Source organism: Pantoea rodasii, from assembly GCF_002095465.1.
In the GTDB taxonomy this organism is placed as follows: domain Bacteria; phylum Pseudomonadota; class Gammaproteobacteria; order Enterobacterales; family Enterobacteriaceae; genus Pantoea; species Pantoea rodasii.
The window spans coordinates 475,354-492,813 of the sequence record NZ_MLFP01000086.1 but is presented as its reverse complement, the minus strand read 5'-3'; the positions used below and the strand labels follow the sequence as shown (position 1 = coordinate 492,813).

Here is a 17,460-nt window from a genome sequence, read left to right as displayed (position 1 = left end):
AATCATGGTTGATACAACGAATACTCAAAAGAAACTCACCCCAAGCGACGTCCGTGCTGTGTTCATCCGCTCTAACCTGTTTCAGGGTTCGTGGAACTTTGAACGTATGCAGGCGCTGGGATTCTGCTTCTCCATGGTGCCGGTGATTCGTCGCCTGTATCCTGAGAACAACGACGACCGTAAACAAGCGATTAAACGCCACCTTGAGTTCTTCAACACGCACCCGTATGTGGCCGCGCCAGTTCTGGGTGTGACCATGGCGATGGAAGAACAGCGTGCCAACGGTGCCGCGATTGATGATGCGGCGATCAACGGTATCAAAGTGGGCCTGATGGGTCCGCTGGCGGGTGTAGGTGACCCGATATTCTGGGGTACTGTACGTCCAGTGTTTGCTGCGCTGGGTGCAGGTATCGCGATGAGCGGCAGCCTGCTCGGACCGCTGCTGTTCTTTATTCTGTTTAACGCCGTGCGTATGCTGACGCGTTATTACGGTGTAGCGTACGGTTATCGCAAAGGCGTGGATATCGTCAGCGATATGGGCGGCGGCTTCCTGCAGAAACTCACGGAGGGGGCGTCGATTCTCGGCCTGTTTGTTATGGGGGCCCTGGTCAACAAGTGGACACATGTCAACGTGCCGCTTGTGGTGTCGCGCATTACCGATCACACCGGCAAAACTACGGTAACCACCGTTCAGTCGATCCTTGATCAGCTGATGCCAGGTTTGATTCCGCTGCTGCTGACCTTTGGTTGTATGTGGCTGTTGCGCCGCAAGGTCAACGCACTGTGGATTATCGTGGGCTTCTTCGCCCTGGGTATCTTTGGTTACTGGATCGGCCTGCTCGGTCTGTAATCATCCGGTCGGGGGCTTCGGCTCCCGGCTGTTTTCAGCGACGTTACCTGAGCGCCAACGTTGAGGTAAATTCGGTTGAGGAAGAAAATGTAATGTCACTGACTGACGCCCTGATTGCCCTGCTGATCATCGCTTTTGCCGCTTTCGCCATCTACGATGATGCCATTCTGCCGCGCCGTAAAGGTCCGACCAGGCTGCGCGTTGCGTTACGTCGTCGTCATAAAATCGACAGCGGTATCTTTATCGTGTTGCTGTTGATTTTGCTGTGGAATAACGTCAGTAATCACGGCCCGCAGTTGAGCACTACCCTGCTGATGGTGCTGTGTTTTATGGCAATCTGGCTGTTTTGGCTGCGTACGCCAAAATTATTGATGAAAGCCGAAGGGCTGTTCTTTGGCAGCGTGTGGATAGACTACCGTCGCATTCAAAGCATGAATTTGTCAGAGGATGGCATCTTAGTGATGCAACTGGAACAGCGTCGTCTGCTGGTCGCGGTGAAGCAGCTCGACGACCTCGAACGCATCTACAACACGCTGGTGGAAGCGCGTTAACCGCGCTGCCATAGCGTCAGGACAAAATCCGCGTCGCAGCTAAAGGTGTTGGCTGCCGCCAGCGCCTGCCACACCTCTTCACGTGCCCGCCAGGCAAACGGCGTCATTTGCAGCAGACTCACCGCTTCGGCCCCGCTCAATGTCATGTCGTAACGCAGATTGTGTTGAGCGATCTGGGTAAAACCTTCGTAAGCCTTCTCTTCTGCCGCGTGCAGCTGTACTTCACGATAAATCAGCGCTTTGAACTGCTGCAGATGGTGCGGACCCGGCGTCACGGTTAACAGATAGCCGCCCGTTTTGACCACCCGGCTCAGCTCGGCTTCGTTGCAAGGGGCATAAATGCGCACAATGCCTTCCAGCGATGCATCGGCAAAGGGTAAACGCTGGCTGGAGGCGACACAGAACTTCACTGCACGATAGCGTTTGGCCGCCATGCGAATGGCCGCTTTCGCCACATCGAGGCCAAAGAGTTGCGCCTGCGGTAAGGCATCGGCCATCGCGGCAGTGTAATAGCCTTCACCGCAGCCGATATCCAATACTTGTGTAGCCTGATCATTAAGGTGTTGCGCCAGACTCTGCGCGACCGCATCGCGTAATAGCTGATAGTGTCCGGCATCGAGAAACGCACGACGCGCCAGCAGCATCTCAGCACTGTCACCGGGTTCGCGAGAGCCTTTATGCTGCACCGGCAGCAAATTGACGTACCCTTCTTTCGCCTGATCGAATTGATGGCCAGCATCACAGCGAAAGCTGTTGGCTTGCTGGTGCAAATTTTGCTGGCAAAGTGGGCAAATCAAAGACATAGACAACTCCGGGTTTACGATTCGCGCGCAGTTTACCCTGATCATCTGGCAACAGAAAGGACAAAAGAAAAGCCCCGGCCAGAGACCAGGGCTTTACGATTCGTGTCAGCGGTGCATGGCACCGAGCCTGAGAGCGAAATCAGATAGCAGTAACGTTTACTGCTGCTGGGCCTTTCTGGCCGTCCTGAATTTCAAACTCAACAGCCTGGCCTTCAGCCAGAGTTTTGAAGCCGTTACCCTGGATTGCAGAGAAGTGAACGAACACATCTTTGCTGCCGTCAGCAGGAGTAATGAAACCAAAACCTTTAGACTCGTTGAACCACTTAACCTGACCTTTAATCTTTGCCATTTTTGCAAATTCCTTTGATTGTTTATATTGCCCGAAGGCAGTCTTACAGATAAACCAGAGACATTACTGAATGAGGCACTAATTTAAGGTTCGGCAAGGAAGCGGAATTCAACGTCAACGTCTTTACTCGTAACTTCTTTACTGAAGATGCCATACATAAACAGAACTGTACCTCGTTTGACCCAAGAGTCGTTATCACATATTCGCAATTTAATGGCAAGCCATTTTTAAACGGTGATCGACGTGACGCACATAATTGGCTGTTACCCGCTGTACTTTGTTGTATGCCATATTGACAGGCGGGCAATTAGCTGCGCAAAAAAAGGTTATGCGTCAGGGTAGTTAGCGCCAGCACGCACAATAGTCAAGCGCAGCGGCTCCGGGCAATCCAGCACAATTAAAGCGGTTTAGATTACGCAGAAAATATTGCATTAATATGGCATAGGTAAAATATTCCGGCAAAAAATTAACCCTGAATGCAACAATCGTGCATTGTGTAAAACTTGTACAACAACATTTATTAAGTACAACTCATTAATTGTTTTGCACCAAAATCAGGAAAGTAAAACCGCGCTTGCCCCAAATATATGCACTGCCAATTTGGCGGTTATCTTATTTTTAACTAACCAGCCAACAATTAAATGTTAAAAAAATGCCCTGGATCACTTGATTTAACAAAATGGGCTTAGGACTAATCTGAATCGTTATTCTACCGGCTCAGGCTCTCGCCTATTTCATGGGCCGCACATCGCGATTCAAACTCACCTATTGGCTGAATTGCCGTTGCTCATGACGAGGGCCGTTCATCGCAGGACTCGTCCGCGTGGCTGGCCTACGCAGGTGGACCGCCGATGATCCGTTTTGGTGCAAACAGGCCATCCGTTTCGCTGTGAGAGAAAATGGCCCCATGCATTGATCTTGTCGCAAATCCCCTGGCAATCGCAACGCCTGTGCGACGTTGTGATTGCCTTTTGGCTAAATCGTGCCAACGCTGCGACATACCAGGAGTTTGCAAGGCGATGACTACGCCCTTTCTTAACGCTCTGGAATCATCCGAATGAAATCACGTTGTTCTACAGCGTCTTCGTCTTCTTGCTGTTTTGCTGTGGCTGGCTGAGCATCCGCAAGGCGGCGCAACAGCTGATTCTGTTTTTTCTGCTCGTCCAGTAATGCTTGCAGTAAACGGATCTGCTCACTGGCGCGCACGCTGGCCCGGTTAACGAAGAACCAGGCTATCAAGGCCACAACAATAATGATGGCCAGTACGCCATAGCTAAACAACGGACTGGTATTTGCGGCTAACTCATTCATAACTGCCTCTATTGTCAAACTTAACACACTTACACCGCGGTGATTCTACTCGTTGTGCAGGGAAAAGATAATGGTTGCCGGTGGAAAGCAGATTATCCCGCATCCTGGTGGCTTTCAGTTATCTCTGATCGCTTTACGCGAAAGGACACGGCATGCTGCAACTATAGAAATGGCAGCGACTTCGGGATAGCTGCGTTGTGTATCACAAGGAGATAAAATGAAACTGTTCATTCGGGCGATTATCGTTATTGCAGTGGTGTGGTTGGGGATGCTGTTAACCGGCTATGGCGTGTTGGCCGGAAGCAATAAAAATGCGGCAGGGCTGGGCTTGCAGTGTAGCTATCTCACTGCACGCGGCATGATCACCGCGCAATATTTGCATACGGATAGCGGGATTGTGGGTGTTACAGATTGCCCGCTGCTGAAGAAAAGTGGCGAAGTGGTAGACAATTAATCATCAAAACGGGCTGGCAACAGCCCGTTATGCTATTCAAAATGGGTAACTGTGGTAGCCCATCTGATCTGAAATATTGCGCGCGGCGCGATGTAACATCGCCACATATTCCTTTTTCGCATCTTCGGAAAAACGAATGGTGGGGAATGAAATGCTCAATCCCGCAATCACCACACCAAAGCGGTCAAAGACGGGTACCGCAATGCAGCGTAACCCCTCTTCCTGCTCTTCATTGTCTTCACCGAATCCCTGCACTTTTACCTGATCAAGTACCTCAAGCAGCGCTTCTGCACTCACGATGGTATTCGCCGTGCTACGACGAAACTCCACTTCGCTCAGGACCTCTTTGACTTCACTGCGATCGCGCCACGCCAACAGCACTTTACCAATGGCCGTAGTATGCAGCGGATTACGACGGCCAATGCGCGAGTACATCCGCAGGTTGTAGAGTGAGTCGATTTTGTGGATGTAAACAATGCTGTCTTCTTCCAGCGCGCCGAGATGAATGGTTTCCCGGGTCAGACGCGAAAGCTCGCGCATTTCGACATCAGCGCTACGAATCAGGTCGACGTTTTGCAATGCCTTGGCACCCAACTCGAATAGCTTGAGCGTGAGCGAATACTTCTCACTTTCGCCTTCCTGAGCCACGTAACCCAACGATTTCATGGTTTGCAGAAAGCGATAAACGGTGCTTTTGGACATCATCACTCGCTGCGACAGCTCGGTGATGCCGTGGTCGCGATCTTCGCCCAATGCCTGCAGAATGCCGAACACTTTCATCACGGAAGAAACGGAGTCTGGCTGTTTGTCGTTATCACTGCTCGCCATTGCGCGCATCCTTTTTTGACGGTGTTTCAAAAAAACGGAACATGAGCGGCAGTATATGCGTATCAGCCCGGCGGCGGCAACGACTGGGAGACAGCGACACATTCCCTCGTAATTTTTTGTCAATCAATGCGGTGCTTTCCGTTACAAAATTGATTAGCATGATGATATTCACTTCCTTCACTTATTCCTTTTATGTCCCCTACAGTCTCTCAGGATGGTTTACCGGTTCCGCAGCGGTACGGCGCAATCATTACTATTGCGCTTGGTATCATGATGGCGGTGCTGGATGGCGCAATTGCCAACGTTGCCTTACCCACTATTGCGCGTGAACTGAATGCCAGTCCCGCGGAATCAATCTGGATTGTTAACGCCTATCAGATCGCGATTGTCATCTCGCTACTCTCCCTCTCTTTCCTGGGTGATATGTTGGGTTACCGTCGTGTGTATCAGGTAGGTCTGGCATTATTCATCGCCACGTCGCTGTTTTGCGCCCTCTCCTCTTCACTCAATATGCTAACCGTCGCGCGCATCCTGCAAGGGTTTGGCGGCGCTGCCTTGATGAGTGTAAATACCGCGCTGATTCGCATCATCTATCCGCAACGTTTCCTTGGTCGGGGTATGGCGATAAACTCGCTGATTGTGGCCGTCTCCAGTGCAGCAGGCCCAACCGTGGCCGCGGCGATTCTCTCTATCGCCAGCTGGAAATGGTTATTCCTGATCAACATCCCGCTCGGCATTGTGGCGTTGTGGCTAGCGCTGCGCTTTCTGCCGGATAATACGCAGAAAGCCAAACAGCAAAAGTTCGATATTCCGAGTGCCATCATGAATGCGCTGTTCTTTGGCTTGCTGATTTCCGCGCTAAGCGGCTTTTCGCAGGGTCAGGACCGCTGGTTGATTCTCGCTGAAGTGGTGGCGTTGGTGCTGGTCGGTATCGTGTTTGTGCGCCGTCAGCTGTCGATGCCAGTGCCGCTGTTACCGGTGGATTTGCTGCGCATTCCCATTTTCTCGCTTTCGCTGTGCACCTCGATTTGCTCGTTCTGCGCGCAGATGCTGGCGATGGTCGCGCTGCCGTTCTATCTGCAAAATGTGTTAGGACGTGATGAAGTCGCCACCGGATTGCTGCTTACGCCGTGGCCGCTGGCAACCATGGTGTTGGCACCGATTGCCGGACGTTTAATTGAGAAGTTTCATGCCGGGTTGTTGGGAGGGTTGGGGTTGGCCATGTTCGCGGCTGGCTTATTCCTGCTGGCGCTGCTGCCTGCTGAACCTTCCAATCTTGATATCATCTGGCGCATGATGCTGTGCGGTGCAGGCTTTGGTTTGTTCCAGTCGCCGAACAATCACACCATCATCTCCTCAGCTCCGCGTCATCGCAGCGGCGGCGCCAGTGGGATGCTCGGTACTGCCCGCCTGGTCGGACAGAGCAGCGGCGCGGCGCTGGTCGCGCTGATGTTTAATCTGTTCCATGACAGCGGCACCCATGCCTCACTGGTGCTGGCGGGAAGTTTCGCCACCCTGGCAGCGGTGGTCAGCATGGCGCGTTTAACGCAATCTCGCGCGGTATCTGACGCTTAAAACAACAAGGGCGCCGTCAGGCGCCCTTGTCACTTCTACATCCATCCAATTACTTCAGATAGTCGCCGTTACGCAGTGCTTCGATACGCTTGTCCAACGGCGGGTGCGACATAAACAGCTCGCTCAGTGACTTACTTTTACCGTTGATACAAAACGCCATCATGCTGCTGGGTTCCTGCGGTTCGTAGCTGGTTTTCAGACGCTGCAAGGCGGCAATCATCTTCTCACGCCCAACCAGTTTGGCTGAACCTGCATCGGCGTGGAATTCACGGTGACGTGAGAACCACATGGTAATGATGCTGGCGAGAATACCGAACACCAGTTCCAGCACGGTCGCCACCGCAAAATAAACCAACGGGTTGCCGTTGCTGCTCTCTTCGCCGTCACGGTTACCGGACAGGAAGCCGGATGCCACCTGAGCGATAATACGTGAAATGAAGATCACGAAGGTGTTTACCACACCCTGAATCAGCGTCATGGTGATCATGTCACCGTTCGCGATGTGGGCAATCTCGTGCGCCAGCACCGCTTCCGCTTCATCTCGACTCATGTTCTGCAGCAAACCGGTTGAAACCGCGACCAGCGAAGCATCACGACGTGCGCCGGTAGCAAAGGCATTAATGTCTGGCGCGTGATAAATCGCCACCTGCGGCATCGCAATGCCGGACTGTTGAGCCTGGCGACTGATGGTGTCCATCAGCCAGCGTTCTGTCTCGTTACGGGGTTGTTGAATCACTTCACCGCCGACAGAGCGTAACGCCATCCATTTAGACATCAGCAGTGAAACAAACGCACCGCCAAAGCCAAACAGACCTGCCATAATCATCAGACCCTGAACACTGCTTGACTGGATTCCTGTCAGACTCAGAATCAGTCCGAATACCAACATCACCGCCAGGTTGGTGACCAGGAAAAGCGCAATACGCATCATAAACGTTAATCTTCCTCAGTTGTGCTCGCGCTCATGCGCGGATATACATCCTATGTCCATTGCGCAGCTTTTCAAGCAACCTTAATCTTTAAGTGTCTAAAAAGACATAACTTTACATTTGGTAATGACGCGGGCAAATCCGCTCATCAGCCGCAGTGAACAATGTTTTTTGTGCAAAAAAAAGCACCGCCGAAGCGGTGCTTTTGATTCAGCTGACGGTTACTTCGCGCCTTGAGTCGCTGGCTGAGTTTTCTCAACCTGCGCCATGTCGTTGGCGATCTTCACCGTTTCGTCCAGATACGGGTCTGGCTCTTTATAATCTTTCGGCAAATCTTCGATGCTCTTCAGCGGCGCTTTACCTTCCGCCTGATAGCGCGCGTTAATGCGTTCCAGACGCAGTGCATCATCTTCGTGGTTCTCTTTCTCGCGCTGGCCAAGATTGAGCGACACGATATTGCGTTTGTCTTTCATCGCATCAAAGCGTGCAATATCTTTCATGATGTACTGGAACTCACGATCTTTAGCGATACGATCGGCGTGTTCTTTGGTCAACTGCGGCACCAGCGCGGTGATATCACCGGTTTTGGTGTAGGTCGCGGCATTCACGCTATCCCATGGCAGTGCGTTGTCCTCAAACTTCTCACCGGTTTCCGCCGCTTCTACGCCGGTTGGCATCAGCAGATCTGGCGTGACGCCTTTACGCTGAGTACTGCCACCGTTAATGCGATAGAACTTCTGGATGGTGTATTGCACTGAGCCCAGCGCCGGCCATTCAGGACGCAGCATCTGATCGTAGATACGGTTCAGTGAACGGTACTGCTGCACGGTGCCTTTACCAAAGGTTGGCTCGCCGACAATCAGTGCACGACCATAATCCTGCATCGCAGCGGCGAAGATTTCAGAGGCCGAAGCACTGAAACGATCGACCAACACCACCAGCGGACCTTTGTAGTAAACAATGCCGTCGTTATCGCTGTCCTGACGCACGCGACCGTTGTTGTCACGCACCTGAACAACCGGACCGCTCGGGATAAACAGACCAGAAAGTGATACCGCTTCGGTGAGAGCACCGCCGCCGTTGGTGCGCAGGTCAATCACGATGCTGTCGACATTCTGCTTCTGCAGTTTTTGCAGCTGCACTTTGACATCGTCCGTCAGACCAACGTAGAAGCCAGGAATATCCAGCACGCCGACTTTCTCTTTACCGACGTTATGCACCGTGCCTTTCACCGCACGATCTTCCAGACGGATCTTCTCACGCGTCAGCGTCACGGTACGGGTTTTGGTACCTTTGCCAGCAGGCAGGATTTCGAGGCGCACTTTGCTGCCTTTTGGTCCTTTAATCTTGGACACCACATCATCCAGACGCCAGCCAATCACATCTTCCATTGGCTTACCTGGCTGAGCCACACCGACAATGCGGTCGCCCACGCTGATCGATTTGCTCTTAGCGGCCGGGCCACCGGCGACCATGGAGTTGATCACCGTGTAGTCGTCATCCATCTGCAGCACCGCACCGATACCTTCCAGTGACAGGCTCATCTCGGTATTGAACTGCTCGGTGTTACGCGGCGACAGGTAGTTGGTATGCGGATCGATTTCGTGTGCAAAGGCGGTCATCGCCAGCTGGAACACGTCTTCGCTGTTGCTCTGAGCCAGGCGGCGAATGGCAAAGTTGTAACGCTTGGTCAGCGTTTCACGGATTTCTTTGTCATCTTTACCGGCCAGTTTCAGGCTCAGCTCATCATATTTAACTTTGGCATCCCACAGCGCGTTCAGCTCATCGCTGTTTTTCGGCCATGGCGATTTTGCCCGGTCAATGTCGATGGTGTCATTGCCGGTAAAATTCATCGGGCGGCTCAGCACGCTCAGCGCGTATTGATAGCGCTCAAAGCGGCGTTTCTGCGCCAGATTATAGAGATCGTAGAACACATCCAGCTTACCGCTGCGCAGTTCATCACCGAGAGTGGTTTTCTTATCGGTGTATTGCGCAATGTCCGATGCCAACAACACGTTGTGGTTGTAATCGAGCAGATTCAGGTAGCGATCAAAAATTTTCGCGGAGAAATCCTGATTCAAATCAAACTGGCGATAATGGGAACGGGTAAAACGGGATGTTACGCGTTCACTGACGGTAGGGTGCTGTGGATCTTCGTGCAACTGCGGAATCTGATCGGCGCGGGTAATGTTATCTGCGCCAAAGGTGGGGCCTGCTAGCAGCAGGCCCGCGATCATACCGATCTTTAAAATGTTGTTCATGCCAGGGTCAGCCTCCGTTTCAGAACTGCAAGTGTTCTGCGCGCACAATCATTGCCATGCCGGAAGCGAGCTGCACCCGAACGCCATCCTTGGTAATTTCAAGAATGGTGGCGTCCATTGCACTTTTGCCTGCTTTAACTTTGATGTTCTGGCCGGGTTGCAAAGTTGAGGTGTCAGTGACAGGTATCGCTCGCGGCGGGCGCGGTGCAGCAGTACGTTCAGCAGATGCGGCACGCGGTGCCTGTGGACGAGGCTTGCGTGGTGCTTCGCCTTCAGCCGTTTTACGTGGAGCAGGCTTACGCGGACGACGCTCAGCGGTGTCTTCACCGGCTTCACGCTTCTTCGCTTTTTGCTGCTCACGCTGCGCCTGAACGCGCGCTTTGGCTTCTTCCAACTGCTTACGCGCATGTTCAACGTGTTGCTCATCCAGCACGCCACAGGCGTTGCCATCGAGATCGACACGGATTGCACCGGCTTTAATGCCGTACAGGTAACGCCAGCTTGAGGTATACAGGCGCAAGGCTGAACGCAGTTGCGTCTTGCTCAGGTTGTTTTCACCCTGAACGCGCTCAACCAGATCCTGGAAGATACCGATTTTAAGCGGACGCGCTTCACCTTCGGCGCTAAAACATTGCGGAAAACGTTCCGCCAAAAAGGCGATCACTTCTTTACTGCTATTCAACTTAGGTTGATTTTCCATGAAATTTCCTGATTACTACGGGTTTGCCGACCAGAGCAGGCATGAACAGGCGACATTATAATGACAACATCGCCAAATGCTATGTGATCCAGTCGATTAGCTGCGTGACAGTTGAAGAAATTTTTCGATGTCACTGTCCGCCAGCACTTCACAAAGCCCGTCGGTAAGGCCCACCAGCCCCGTTTCATCCTCACTGTCAAAGCGAGAATAAACCGTACTATCAATATCTAACACACCTACTACGGTGCCATTTACTTTCAGAGGAATCACGATTTCCGCGTTGCTGGCCGCGTCACAAGCGATATGGCCTGGGAACGCATGCACATCTTCCACCAACTGAACTTTATCCTCTGCCACCGCGGTACCACATACGCCTTTGCCTACGGGAATACGTACACAGGCAATTTTTCCCTGGAACGGACCCAGTACCAACGTATTCGGCTCGGTCAGCAAATAGAATCCTGCCCAGTTCACGCCTTCAAGACGTTCAAACAGCAGCGCGCTGCAATTACCCAGAGCGGCAAGGAAAGAGGTTTCACCCGCTAACAGCGCACGGACATCGCGATTTAAATCCTCGTAAAAGGCTTTTTGTTCATTGTTTAACCATAACTCGTCACTGTCGTGAGCTTGTTGTCACTCAGTTGTTAAAATAAGCACTAATAATCCAGCCCCATCAGGTGAATCATTGTGTTAGTTACTATACCCTTAGCAGTCGGTGGTTAAGACTATTCTTGTACCACAGAATGTTGCAGGCAGATTGCTCTGCTCAGCATGCCGGTAACCGTAACGAACGATGGGCCACTTGCGTCACCTATGAAAATTCACGCTATCAGCCAGACGTTGCCCCACGCACGTTATCAGCGTTGTCCGCAATGCGATACCCTTTTTTCCTTACCGGATGTTAAATCGCATGAGGCTGCGCACTGCCCGCGCTGCCATGCCCAAATTCAAAGCGGCCGCGACTGGTCCATGACGCGTCTCACCGTGATGGCGGTGACCATGATGGTGCTGATGCCCTTCGCCTTTAGCCTGCCGTTGGTGGATATTCGCCTGCTCGGCATGCGCATTAATGCCAGCCTGATTGAAGGCGTGATGCAGATGGCGCAGCAGGGAAACACCCTGACGGCCTCAATGGTCGCGTTTTGCACCGTCGGCGCGCCGATCACGCTGGTGGCAGGCATCTGCTATTTATGGATTGGCAGCGCGCTCGGCATGAACCTGCGTCCGGTGTTACTGATGCTGGAAAAGCTGAAAGAGTGGGTGATGCTGGATATCTATCTGGTCGGTGTGGCTGTGGCGGCGATAAAAGTGCAGGATTACGCCGCGCTGGAAGTCGGTTACGGCTTGGTGGCCTATATCGCGCTGACGGTGCTCAGCCTGCTCACGCTGATTCACCTCAACGTGGAAGAACTGTGGGAACACTATTATCCGCAGGCGATGCCAACCTCACCGCCTGAGCAGTGGCAGGTGTGTCTTAACTGTCATCAAACCGGCGTACCGGACGACCGTGGGCGCTGTATGCGCTGCCACACCCCGCTCGATTTTCGCCGTCGCCACAGTTTGCAGAAATCCTGGGCCGCGTTGGTCGCCTCGATTGTGCTGCTGATCCCCGCCAACCTGCTGCCGATTTCAGTGGTGTACGTTAATGGCGCACGCCGTGAAGACACCATCTTTTCTGGCATTCTGGGGCTGGCTTCGGGCAACGTGCCAGTCGCGGCGGTGGTGTTTATTGCCAGTATTCTGGTGCCCTTTACCAAAGTGTTAGTGATGTTGACCCTGCTGGTCAGTATCCATTTTAAATGTGAACAGGGTTTAAAAACCCGCATCCGCCTGCTGCGCGCCATCACCTGGGTAGGACGCTGGTCGATGCTGGACCTGTTCGTGATCGCCGTAACCATGTCTTTGGTTAACCGCGATCAACTGCTGGCTTTTACCATGGGACCTGCCGCCTTCTATTTTGGTGCGGCAGTCATCCTGACCATTATGGCTGTAGAGTGGCTTGATAGCCGCCTGATCTGGGATGCACATGCAACAGGAAACGCCGACTACACCGACTAGCGCAAATCTGCGTAACAAACGCAAGATTTCGCCGTTCTGGTTATTGCCCATTATTGCCCTGCTGATTGCTTGCTGGCTGTTATGGACCAATTATCAGGAGCGCGGGACCACCATTACGATCAACTTCCAGACTGCGGATGGCATCGTGCCCGGCCGTACGCCGATTCGCTATCAAGGCGTGGAAGTGGGTACCGTGCAGGGTATTGTGCTGAGCGATGACTATCACAGCATCCAGATCAAGGCCAGTATCAAGAGCGACATGCGCGATGCGCTCAAGGACAACACCCAGTTCTGGCTGGTAACGCCGAAAGCCTCATTGGCGGGTGTTTCCGGGTTAGATGCGCTGGTCGGCGGTAACTACATCGGCATGATGCCGGGCAGTGGCAACCCGCGTGAGCATTTCACCGCGCTGGACACGCAACCGAAGTACCGCGTTAACACCGGTGAACTGCTGATCCACCTGCACTCCCCTGATCTCGGGTCGTTGAACACCGGCTCGCTGGTTTATTACCGTAAAATTCCGGTGGGACGCGTCTATGACTACAGCATCAACGGCAACACTGATGGCGTAACGGTGGATGTGCTGGTTGAACGCCGCTTCGTCAACCTGGTGAAAAACAGAGCCGTTTCTGGAACGTTTCCGGTGTGGATGCCGACATCAGCCTGAGCGGTGCCAAAGTGAAGCTGGAAAGCCTCGCCGCGCTGGTTAATGGGGCCATCGCGTTTGATTCGCCTGAAGAAGGCCAACAGGCTAACAGCGACGAGAACTATCAGCTTTATCCCGATCTGGCACGGAGCCAGCGAGGCGTGCAAATCAGCCTGGATTTACCGAGCGGCGACAACCTCAAAGCAGACAGTACACCGTTAATGTACCAGGGACTGGAAGTCGGCACGTTAACTAAACTTAATCTGCTGCCGGGCGGTAAAGTCACCGGTGAACTTACGGTGGATCCGTCGGTAACGGGCCTGATGCGCAGCGGTACGCGTATTGAGATGCGCGCACCGAAACTGAGCCTGACCGATACCAATCTCAGCAGCTTGCTGACCGGCAATACCCTGGAATTAGTCCCGGGTGAAGGCCCAGCTCAGGATCACTTTACCGTGCTTCCGGCCAGCGAAACCCTGCTGCAAGCCCCGGATGTGTTAACCGTCAAGCTTGGCGCCCCGGAGACCTACGGAATCGATGCCGGTCAACCGGTGATGCTGTATGGCATGAAAATCGGCCAGGTTATTTCACGTCAGCTGGATGAAGATGGCATCAGTTTCGCGGTGGCGATCAATCCGGAATATCGTCATCTGGTTCATGCAGACAGCAAATTTATCGTTAACAGCCGTCTTGATGTGAAGTTTGGCCTTGATGGCATGCAGGTGTTGGGTGCCAGCGCCCGTGAATGGGTGGATGGTGGTATTCGCCTGGTGCCGGGCGCGAAAGGTAATCCTTCCGCGCGCTATCCTTTATATGCCGACGCCGAGCGTGCGCAGGAAGGCATTATTGGCGATCAACCACCCACCACCCTGAAATTGACCGCGACCAGCCTGCCCGATGTTCAGGCGGGTTCGGTATTGCTGTATCGTAAATTCCAGGTCGGTGAAGTGGTGGATGTAGTGCCACGAGCCGATGCCTTTGAGATATCCATTCACGTTGAGCCGCAATATCGCAAATTGCTCACCAGCGAGAGCGTGTTCTGGGCCGAAGGTGGCGCGAAAGTGCAGCTGAACGGCAGCGGCTTGACGGTTCAGGCTTCACCGCTTAACCGTGCGCTGAAAGGCGCGATCAGCTTTGATAACCTCACCGGCGCGCAGGCGGCAAAAGGCGTGAAACGCGTACTTTACGCGTCTGAAACCGCGGCTCGTGCGGTGGGTAGCCAGATTACCCTGCACACCTTTGATGCCAGTAAACTGGCCGCCGGTATGCCGATTCGTTACCTCGGTATTAACGTCGGCCAGGTTGAATCGCTGGCGTTGAGTCAGGATAACAATCAGGTGGTGGCAAAAGCGGTGTTGTACCCGGAATATGTGCAGGACTTCGCGCGTATCGGCAGTCGCTTCTCCGTGGTATCACCCGAAATTTCCCCAGCGGGCGTCAACCACCTCGAAACGCTGCTTCAGCCTTATGTCAACGTCGATCCAGGTAAAGGCGCACAGGCGCGGACATTCGAGCTGCAGGAAAGCACGATCACCGATTCGCGTTACCTCAACGGACTCAACATCTATGTTGATGCCACCGAAGCCGGTTCGCTGTCGTTGGGCACGCCGGTGCTGTTCCGTGGCGTAGAAGTGGGCACGGTAACCGGCACTTCGCTGGGCAATATGGCGGATCGCGTGCAAATCGCGCTGCGCATCAGCAAAAAATATCAACATCTGGTGCGTAACAATTCGGTGTTCTGGCTGGCATCCGGCTATAACCTCGACTTTGGCCTGATTGGTGGCGTCGTCAAAACCGGTACCTTCCAGCAGTTCATTCGCGGCGGCATTCAGTTTGCTACCCCGCCGACCGTGCCGCTGGCACCGCAGTCGGGTGCGGACAAGCACTTCCTGCTGCAGGATGAAGCGCCGAAAGAGTGGCGCAGTTGGGGAACGGCGATTCCGAGTCCCAATTAAACAATCGGGCAGCCTGCGGGCTGCCCGATTCATTTCCACGTGATACACTTCGCGCTCAATTTGTTACCCCGGTAAATGTCCGTGTCCGATCGCTTCCCCGAAGACTTCCTTGCGCTTATGCGTGCCAGCCTCGCTGACGAAAATGAACTGCAACGTTTTCTGGCAATCAGCCAGCAACCGCTTCGCCGCAGCCTGCGCGTCAATACGTTAAAAATCAGTGTTGATGATTTTCTGGCGCGTACCGCCCATTACGGCTGGCGCTTAACGGCGGTTCCCTGGTGCGCAGAAGGATTCTGGATCGAACGGGAAGATGAGACATTGCCGCTGGGCAGCGTAGCCGAGCACCTGAGCGGTTTGTTTTATATTCAGGAAGCCAGCTCAATGCTGCCGGTCACGGCATTGTTCGATGCGGCACCCGAAGCACGACAGGTGATGGATGTCGCCGCCGCGCCGGGCTCCAAAACCACACAAATGGCCGCGCTGATGCGTAATGAAGGCGCCATCCTCGCCAACGAATACTCAGCCAGCCGCGTGAAAGTGCTGCACGCCAATATCAGCCGCTGTGGTGTCAGCAATGTGGCGCTGACACACTTTGATGGCCGCGTCTTTGGCGCCGCCCTTCCTGAACAGTTTGATGCCATCCTGCTGGATGCGCCCTGCTCTGGCGAAGGCGTGGTGCGCAAAGATGCCGATGCCCTGCGCAACTGGACGCTGGCCAGCACCGAAGAGATCGCCGCCACGCAACGCGACCTGCTCGACAGCGCGTTCCATGCCTTACAACCCGGCGGCACGCTGATTTATTCCACCTGCACGCTCAACCAGATTGAGAATCAACAGGTGATTGCCTGGTTGCAACAGCGCTATCCCGATGCAGTCGAGATTTTGCCGCTGAATGATCTGTTCGTCGGCGCAGAGCAAGCACTGACGCCAGAAGGCTTCCTGCACGTTTTCCCACAGATTTTCGATAGCGAAGGCTTCTTCGTTGCTCGTCTGCGTAAAACCGCCAGCATACCAGCGCTACCTGCACCGACTTATAAAGTGGGCAAGCTGCCCTTCTCGCCTGCCAGCCGTAAGCTGATTGCTGAAGTGCAACAGGCGGCAGCGAAGGTGGGTATTGCGTGGGATGACCATCATTCGCTGTGGCTGCGTGATAAGGAACTGTGGCTGTTCCCGGCTGCGCTGGAAGGCTGGCTCGGCAGAGTGCGTTTTTCACGTATCGGAATGAAGCTGGCGGAAACCTTCCCGAAAGGCTATCGCTGGCAACATGAAGCGGTGGTTGCACTGACACAACCGGGCAGCGTGCTGGATTTCGAACTTACCGAGCGGAAGCCGAAAGTTGGTATCGTGGCCAGGACATTCGCCCAGACTCACTGCCCACCCGTGACGAAGTGATCGTCACCTATCAGCAGCAACCGCTGGGATTAGCGAAAAAGGTCAGCAACCGCATCAAAAACAGCTATCCACGTGAACTGGTGCGTGACGGTCGCCTGTTCCGCTAACCCTTACTGCAACTGAACCAGCGTTAAACGATTACCAAATACTGCGCCGGTGTCGATGTAATGCTGGTTTGCCACATTTAATGGCTGTTCGAGCGGCGTGTGACCGAAATAGAAATCGCTCGCGCCATCGATACTGGTTGAACTGCCGCGATGATGACGTCCAAGGCGATCGCGGCTCCACACCACCTGATGCCAATCCACGTCCTGGCCTAATTCATAATGGCTGGCCGGATAATCGGCGTGCGCTATCACCACCACGCGATCGGCTAACTCCAGGTGCAGAATCAGCGGAAGGTCGGCACAGCGCTTAATGGCATGGCGCGCTGCAATCAGCTCGGCTCCTTTCAGCTGCCAAAACCAGTCACCGCCGTTCATCATCCACAGCATCGGATCCTGACCTGCCAGCGCTGACAACGCCATTTGTTCATGATTTCCCCTTACGCAGCGAAACCACGGCTCCTGCAACAATTGCAGGCAACCAGGACTGTCGGGACCGCGATCGATAAGGTCGCCCACTGACACCAGCAAATCCTGATCCTTGTCGAAGTCATGCAGAATCAGTTGAGAATCAAGCTGGGCGCGGCATCCATGTAAATCACCGACCACCCAAATGTTACGCCACGTTTTGGCACTCACCGTCTGGTAAAACATGTAATCTTCCCCGGTTGACTGGAAGTTTAGTGAACCCGGC

16 protein-coding genes and 2 pseudogenes are annotated in these 17,460 nt (G+C 53.7%); 7 read left to right on the top strand and 11 right to left on the bottom strand.

Going from position 1 to position 17,460, the window contains the following annotated elements; translation table 11 throughout:
* The first annotated feature begins 4 nt into the window (after positions 1-4).
* Entirely contained in the window at positions 5-850 is an 846-nt protein-coding gene (locus tag HA45_RS25685) for a PTS mannose transporter subunit IID (RefSeq protein WP_100700707.1), read from the top strand.
* Positions 851-942: 92 nt separating this feature from the next.
* Complete coding sequence (locus HA45_RS25680) at positions 943-1,401, top strand: DUF986 family protein (protein WP_100700708.1); 459 nt, start codon at positions 943-945, stop codon at positions 1,399-1,401.
* Here the strand turns inward: HA45_RS25680 and rlmA are convergent.
* From rlmA to HA45_RS25660, 4 genes are all read right to left on the bottom strand, one after another.
* Positions 1,398-2,204 (bottom strand): 23S rRNA (guanine(745)-N(1))-methyltransferase, encoded by an 807-nt coding sequence (gene rlmA, locus HA45_RS25675; RefSeq protein ID WP_100700709.1) that lies wholly within the window; start codon positions 2,202-2,204, stop codon positions 1,398-1,400. The two genes, HA45_RS25680 and rlmA, sit on opposite strands and share 4 nt — an antisense overlap.
* Positions 2,205-2,343: 139 nt before the next feature.
* Entirely contained in the window at positions 2,344-2,553 is a 210-nt protein-coding gene (gene cspE / locus HA45_RS25670) for a transcription antiterminator/RNA stability regulator CspE (RefSeq protein ID WP_034828712.1), read from the bottom strand.
* Between the two features lie 83 nt (positions 2,554-2,636).
* The gene (locus HA45_RS25665) at positions 2,637-2,711 is read right to left on the bottom strand and encodes a DUF2627 domain-containing protein (protein ID WP_128599124.1); all 75 of its coding nucleotides are present in this window, start codon (positions 2,709-2,711) and stop codon (positions 2,637-2,639) included.
* A gap of 877 nt (positions 2,712-3,588) precedes the next feature.
* Positions 3,589-3,864: a YebO family protein gene (locus tag HA45_RS25660; RefSeq protein WP_100700711.1), complete on the bottom strand. Its 276-nt coding sequence runs from the start codon at positions 3,862-3,864 to the stop codon at positions 3,589-3,591.
* Between the two features lie 217 nt (positions 3,865-4,081).
* Between HA45_RS25660 and HA45_RS25655 the strand changes: the two genes are divergently transcribed.
* Complete coding sequence (locus HA45_RS25655; RefSeq protein ID WP_100700712.1) at positions 4,082-4,318, top strand: YobH family protein; 237 nt, start codon at positions 4,082-4,084, stop codon at positions 4,316-4,318.
* A 36-nt stretch (positions 4,319-4,354) separates the two neighbouring features.
* Here the strand turns inward: HA45_RS25655 and kdgR are convergent, their stop codons facing one another.
* The gene (gene kdgR, locus HA45_RS25650; protein WP_100700713.1) at positions 4,355-5,146 is read right to left on the bottom strand and encodes a DNA-binding transcriptional regulator KdgR; all 792 of its coding nucleotides are present in this window, start codon (positions 5,144-5,146) and stop codon (positions 4,355-4,357) included.
* Complete coding sequence (locus HA45_RS25645; protein WP_128599113.1) at positions 5,133-5,327, bottom strand: hypothetical protein; 195 nt, start codon at positions 5,325-5,327, stop codon at positions 5,133-5,135. Before HA45_RS25645 ends, kdgR begins: the two co-directional genes overlap by 14 nt.
* An 11-nt stretch (positions 5,328-5,338) precedes the next feature.
* Between HA45_RS25645 and HA45_RS25640 the strand changes: the two genes are divergently transcribed.
* Positions 5,339-6,721 carry an MFS transporter gene (locus HA45_RS25640; RefSeq protein ID WP_100700714.1) on the top strand — a complete coding sequence of 461 codons (1,383 nt, stop codon included), beginning with the start codon at positions 5,339-5,341 and terminating at the stop codon, positions 6,719-6,721.
* A gap of 49 nt (positions 6,722-6,770) precedes the next feature.
* Here HA45_RS25640 and htpX read toward each other — a convergent pair whose 3' ends face one another.
* The 4 genes from htpX to HA45_RS25620 form a co-directional block, all read right to left on the bottom strand.
* Positions 6,771-7,652, bottom strand: coding sequence for a protease HtpX (gene htpX / locus HA45_RS25635; RefSeq protein ID WP_100700715.1), 882 nt, complete (start codon positions 7,650-7,652; stop codon positions 6,771-6,773).
* Positions 7,653-7,871: 219 nt separating this feature from the next.
* Complete coding sequence (prc, locus tag HA45_RS25630; protein WP_100700716.1) at positions 7,872-9,911, bottom strand: carboxy terminal-processing peptidase; 2,040 nt, start codon at positions 9,909-9,911, stop codon at positions 7,872-7,874.
* Between the two features lie 19 nt (positions 9,912-9,930).
* Positions 9,931-10,611, bottom strand: a complete 681-nt coding sequence (gene proQ, locus HA45_RS25625) for an RNA chaperone ProQ (RefSeq protein WP_100700717.1) — start codon at positions 10,609-10,611, stop codon at positions 9,931-9,933.
* Between the two features lie 96 nt (positions 10,612-10,707).
* Positions 10,708-11,160, bottom strand: a complete 453-nt coding sequence (locus HA45_RS25620) for a GAF domain-containing protein (protein WP_128599112.1) — start codon at positions 11,158-11,160, stop codon at positions 10,708-10,710.
* A gap of 264 nt (positions 11,161-11,424) precedes the next feature.
* On the opposite strand from HA45_RS25620, the gene yebS reads away from it, so the two are divergent.
* The 3 genes and pseudogenes from yebS (at position 11,425) to rsmF (ending at position 16,769) form a co-directional block, all read left to right on the top strand.
* Positions 11,425-12,669, top strand: a complete 1,245-nt coding sequence (gene yebS, locus HA45_RS25615) for a membrane integrity lipid transport subunit YebS (protein WP_100700719.1) — start codon at positions 11,425-11,427, stop codon at positions 12,667-12,669.
* A pseudogene (locus HA45_RS25610) lies at positions 12,638-15,270 on the top strand (PqiB family protein). The gene yebS and the pseudogene HA45_RS25610 overlap by 32 nt, the downstream one beginning before the upstream one ends.
* 75 nt (positions 15,271-15,345) lie before the next feature.
* Positions 15,346-16,769, top strand: a pseudogene (gene rsmF / locus HA45_RS25605) (16S rRNA (cytosine(1407)-C(5))-methyltransferase RsmF).
* Positions 16,770-16,772: 3 nt separating this feature from the next.
* On the opposite strand, the gene HA45_RS25600 reads toward rsmF, so the two are convergent.
* Complete coding sequence (locus HA45_RS25600) at positions 16,773-17,420, bottom strand: metallophosphoesterase (protein WP_100700722.1); 648 nt, start codon at positions 17,418-17,420, stop codon at positions 16,773-16,775.
* Positions 17,421-17,460: the final 40 nt, after the last annotated feature.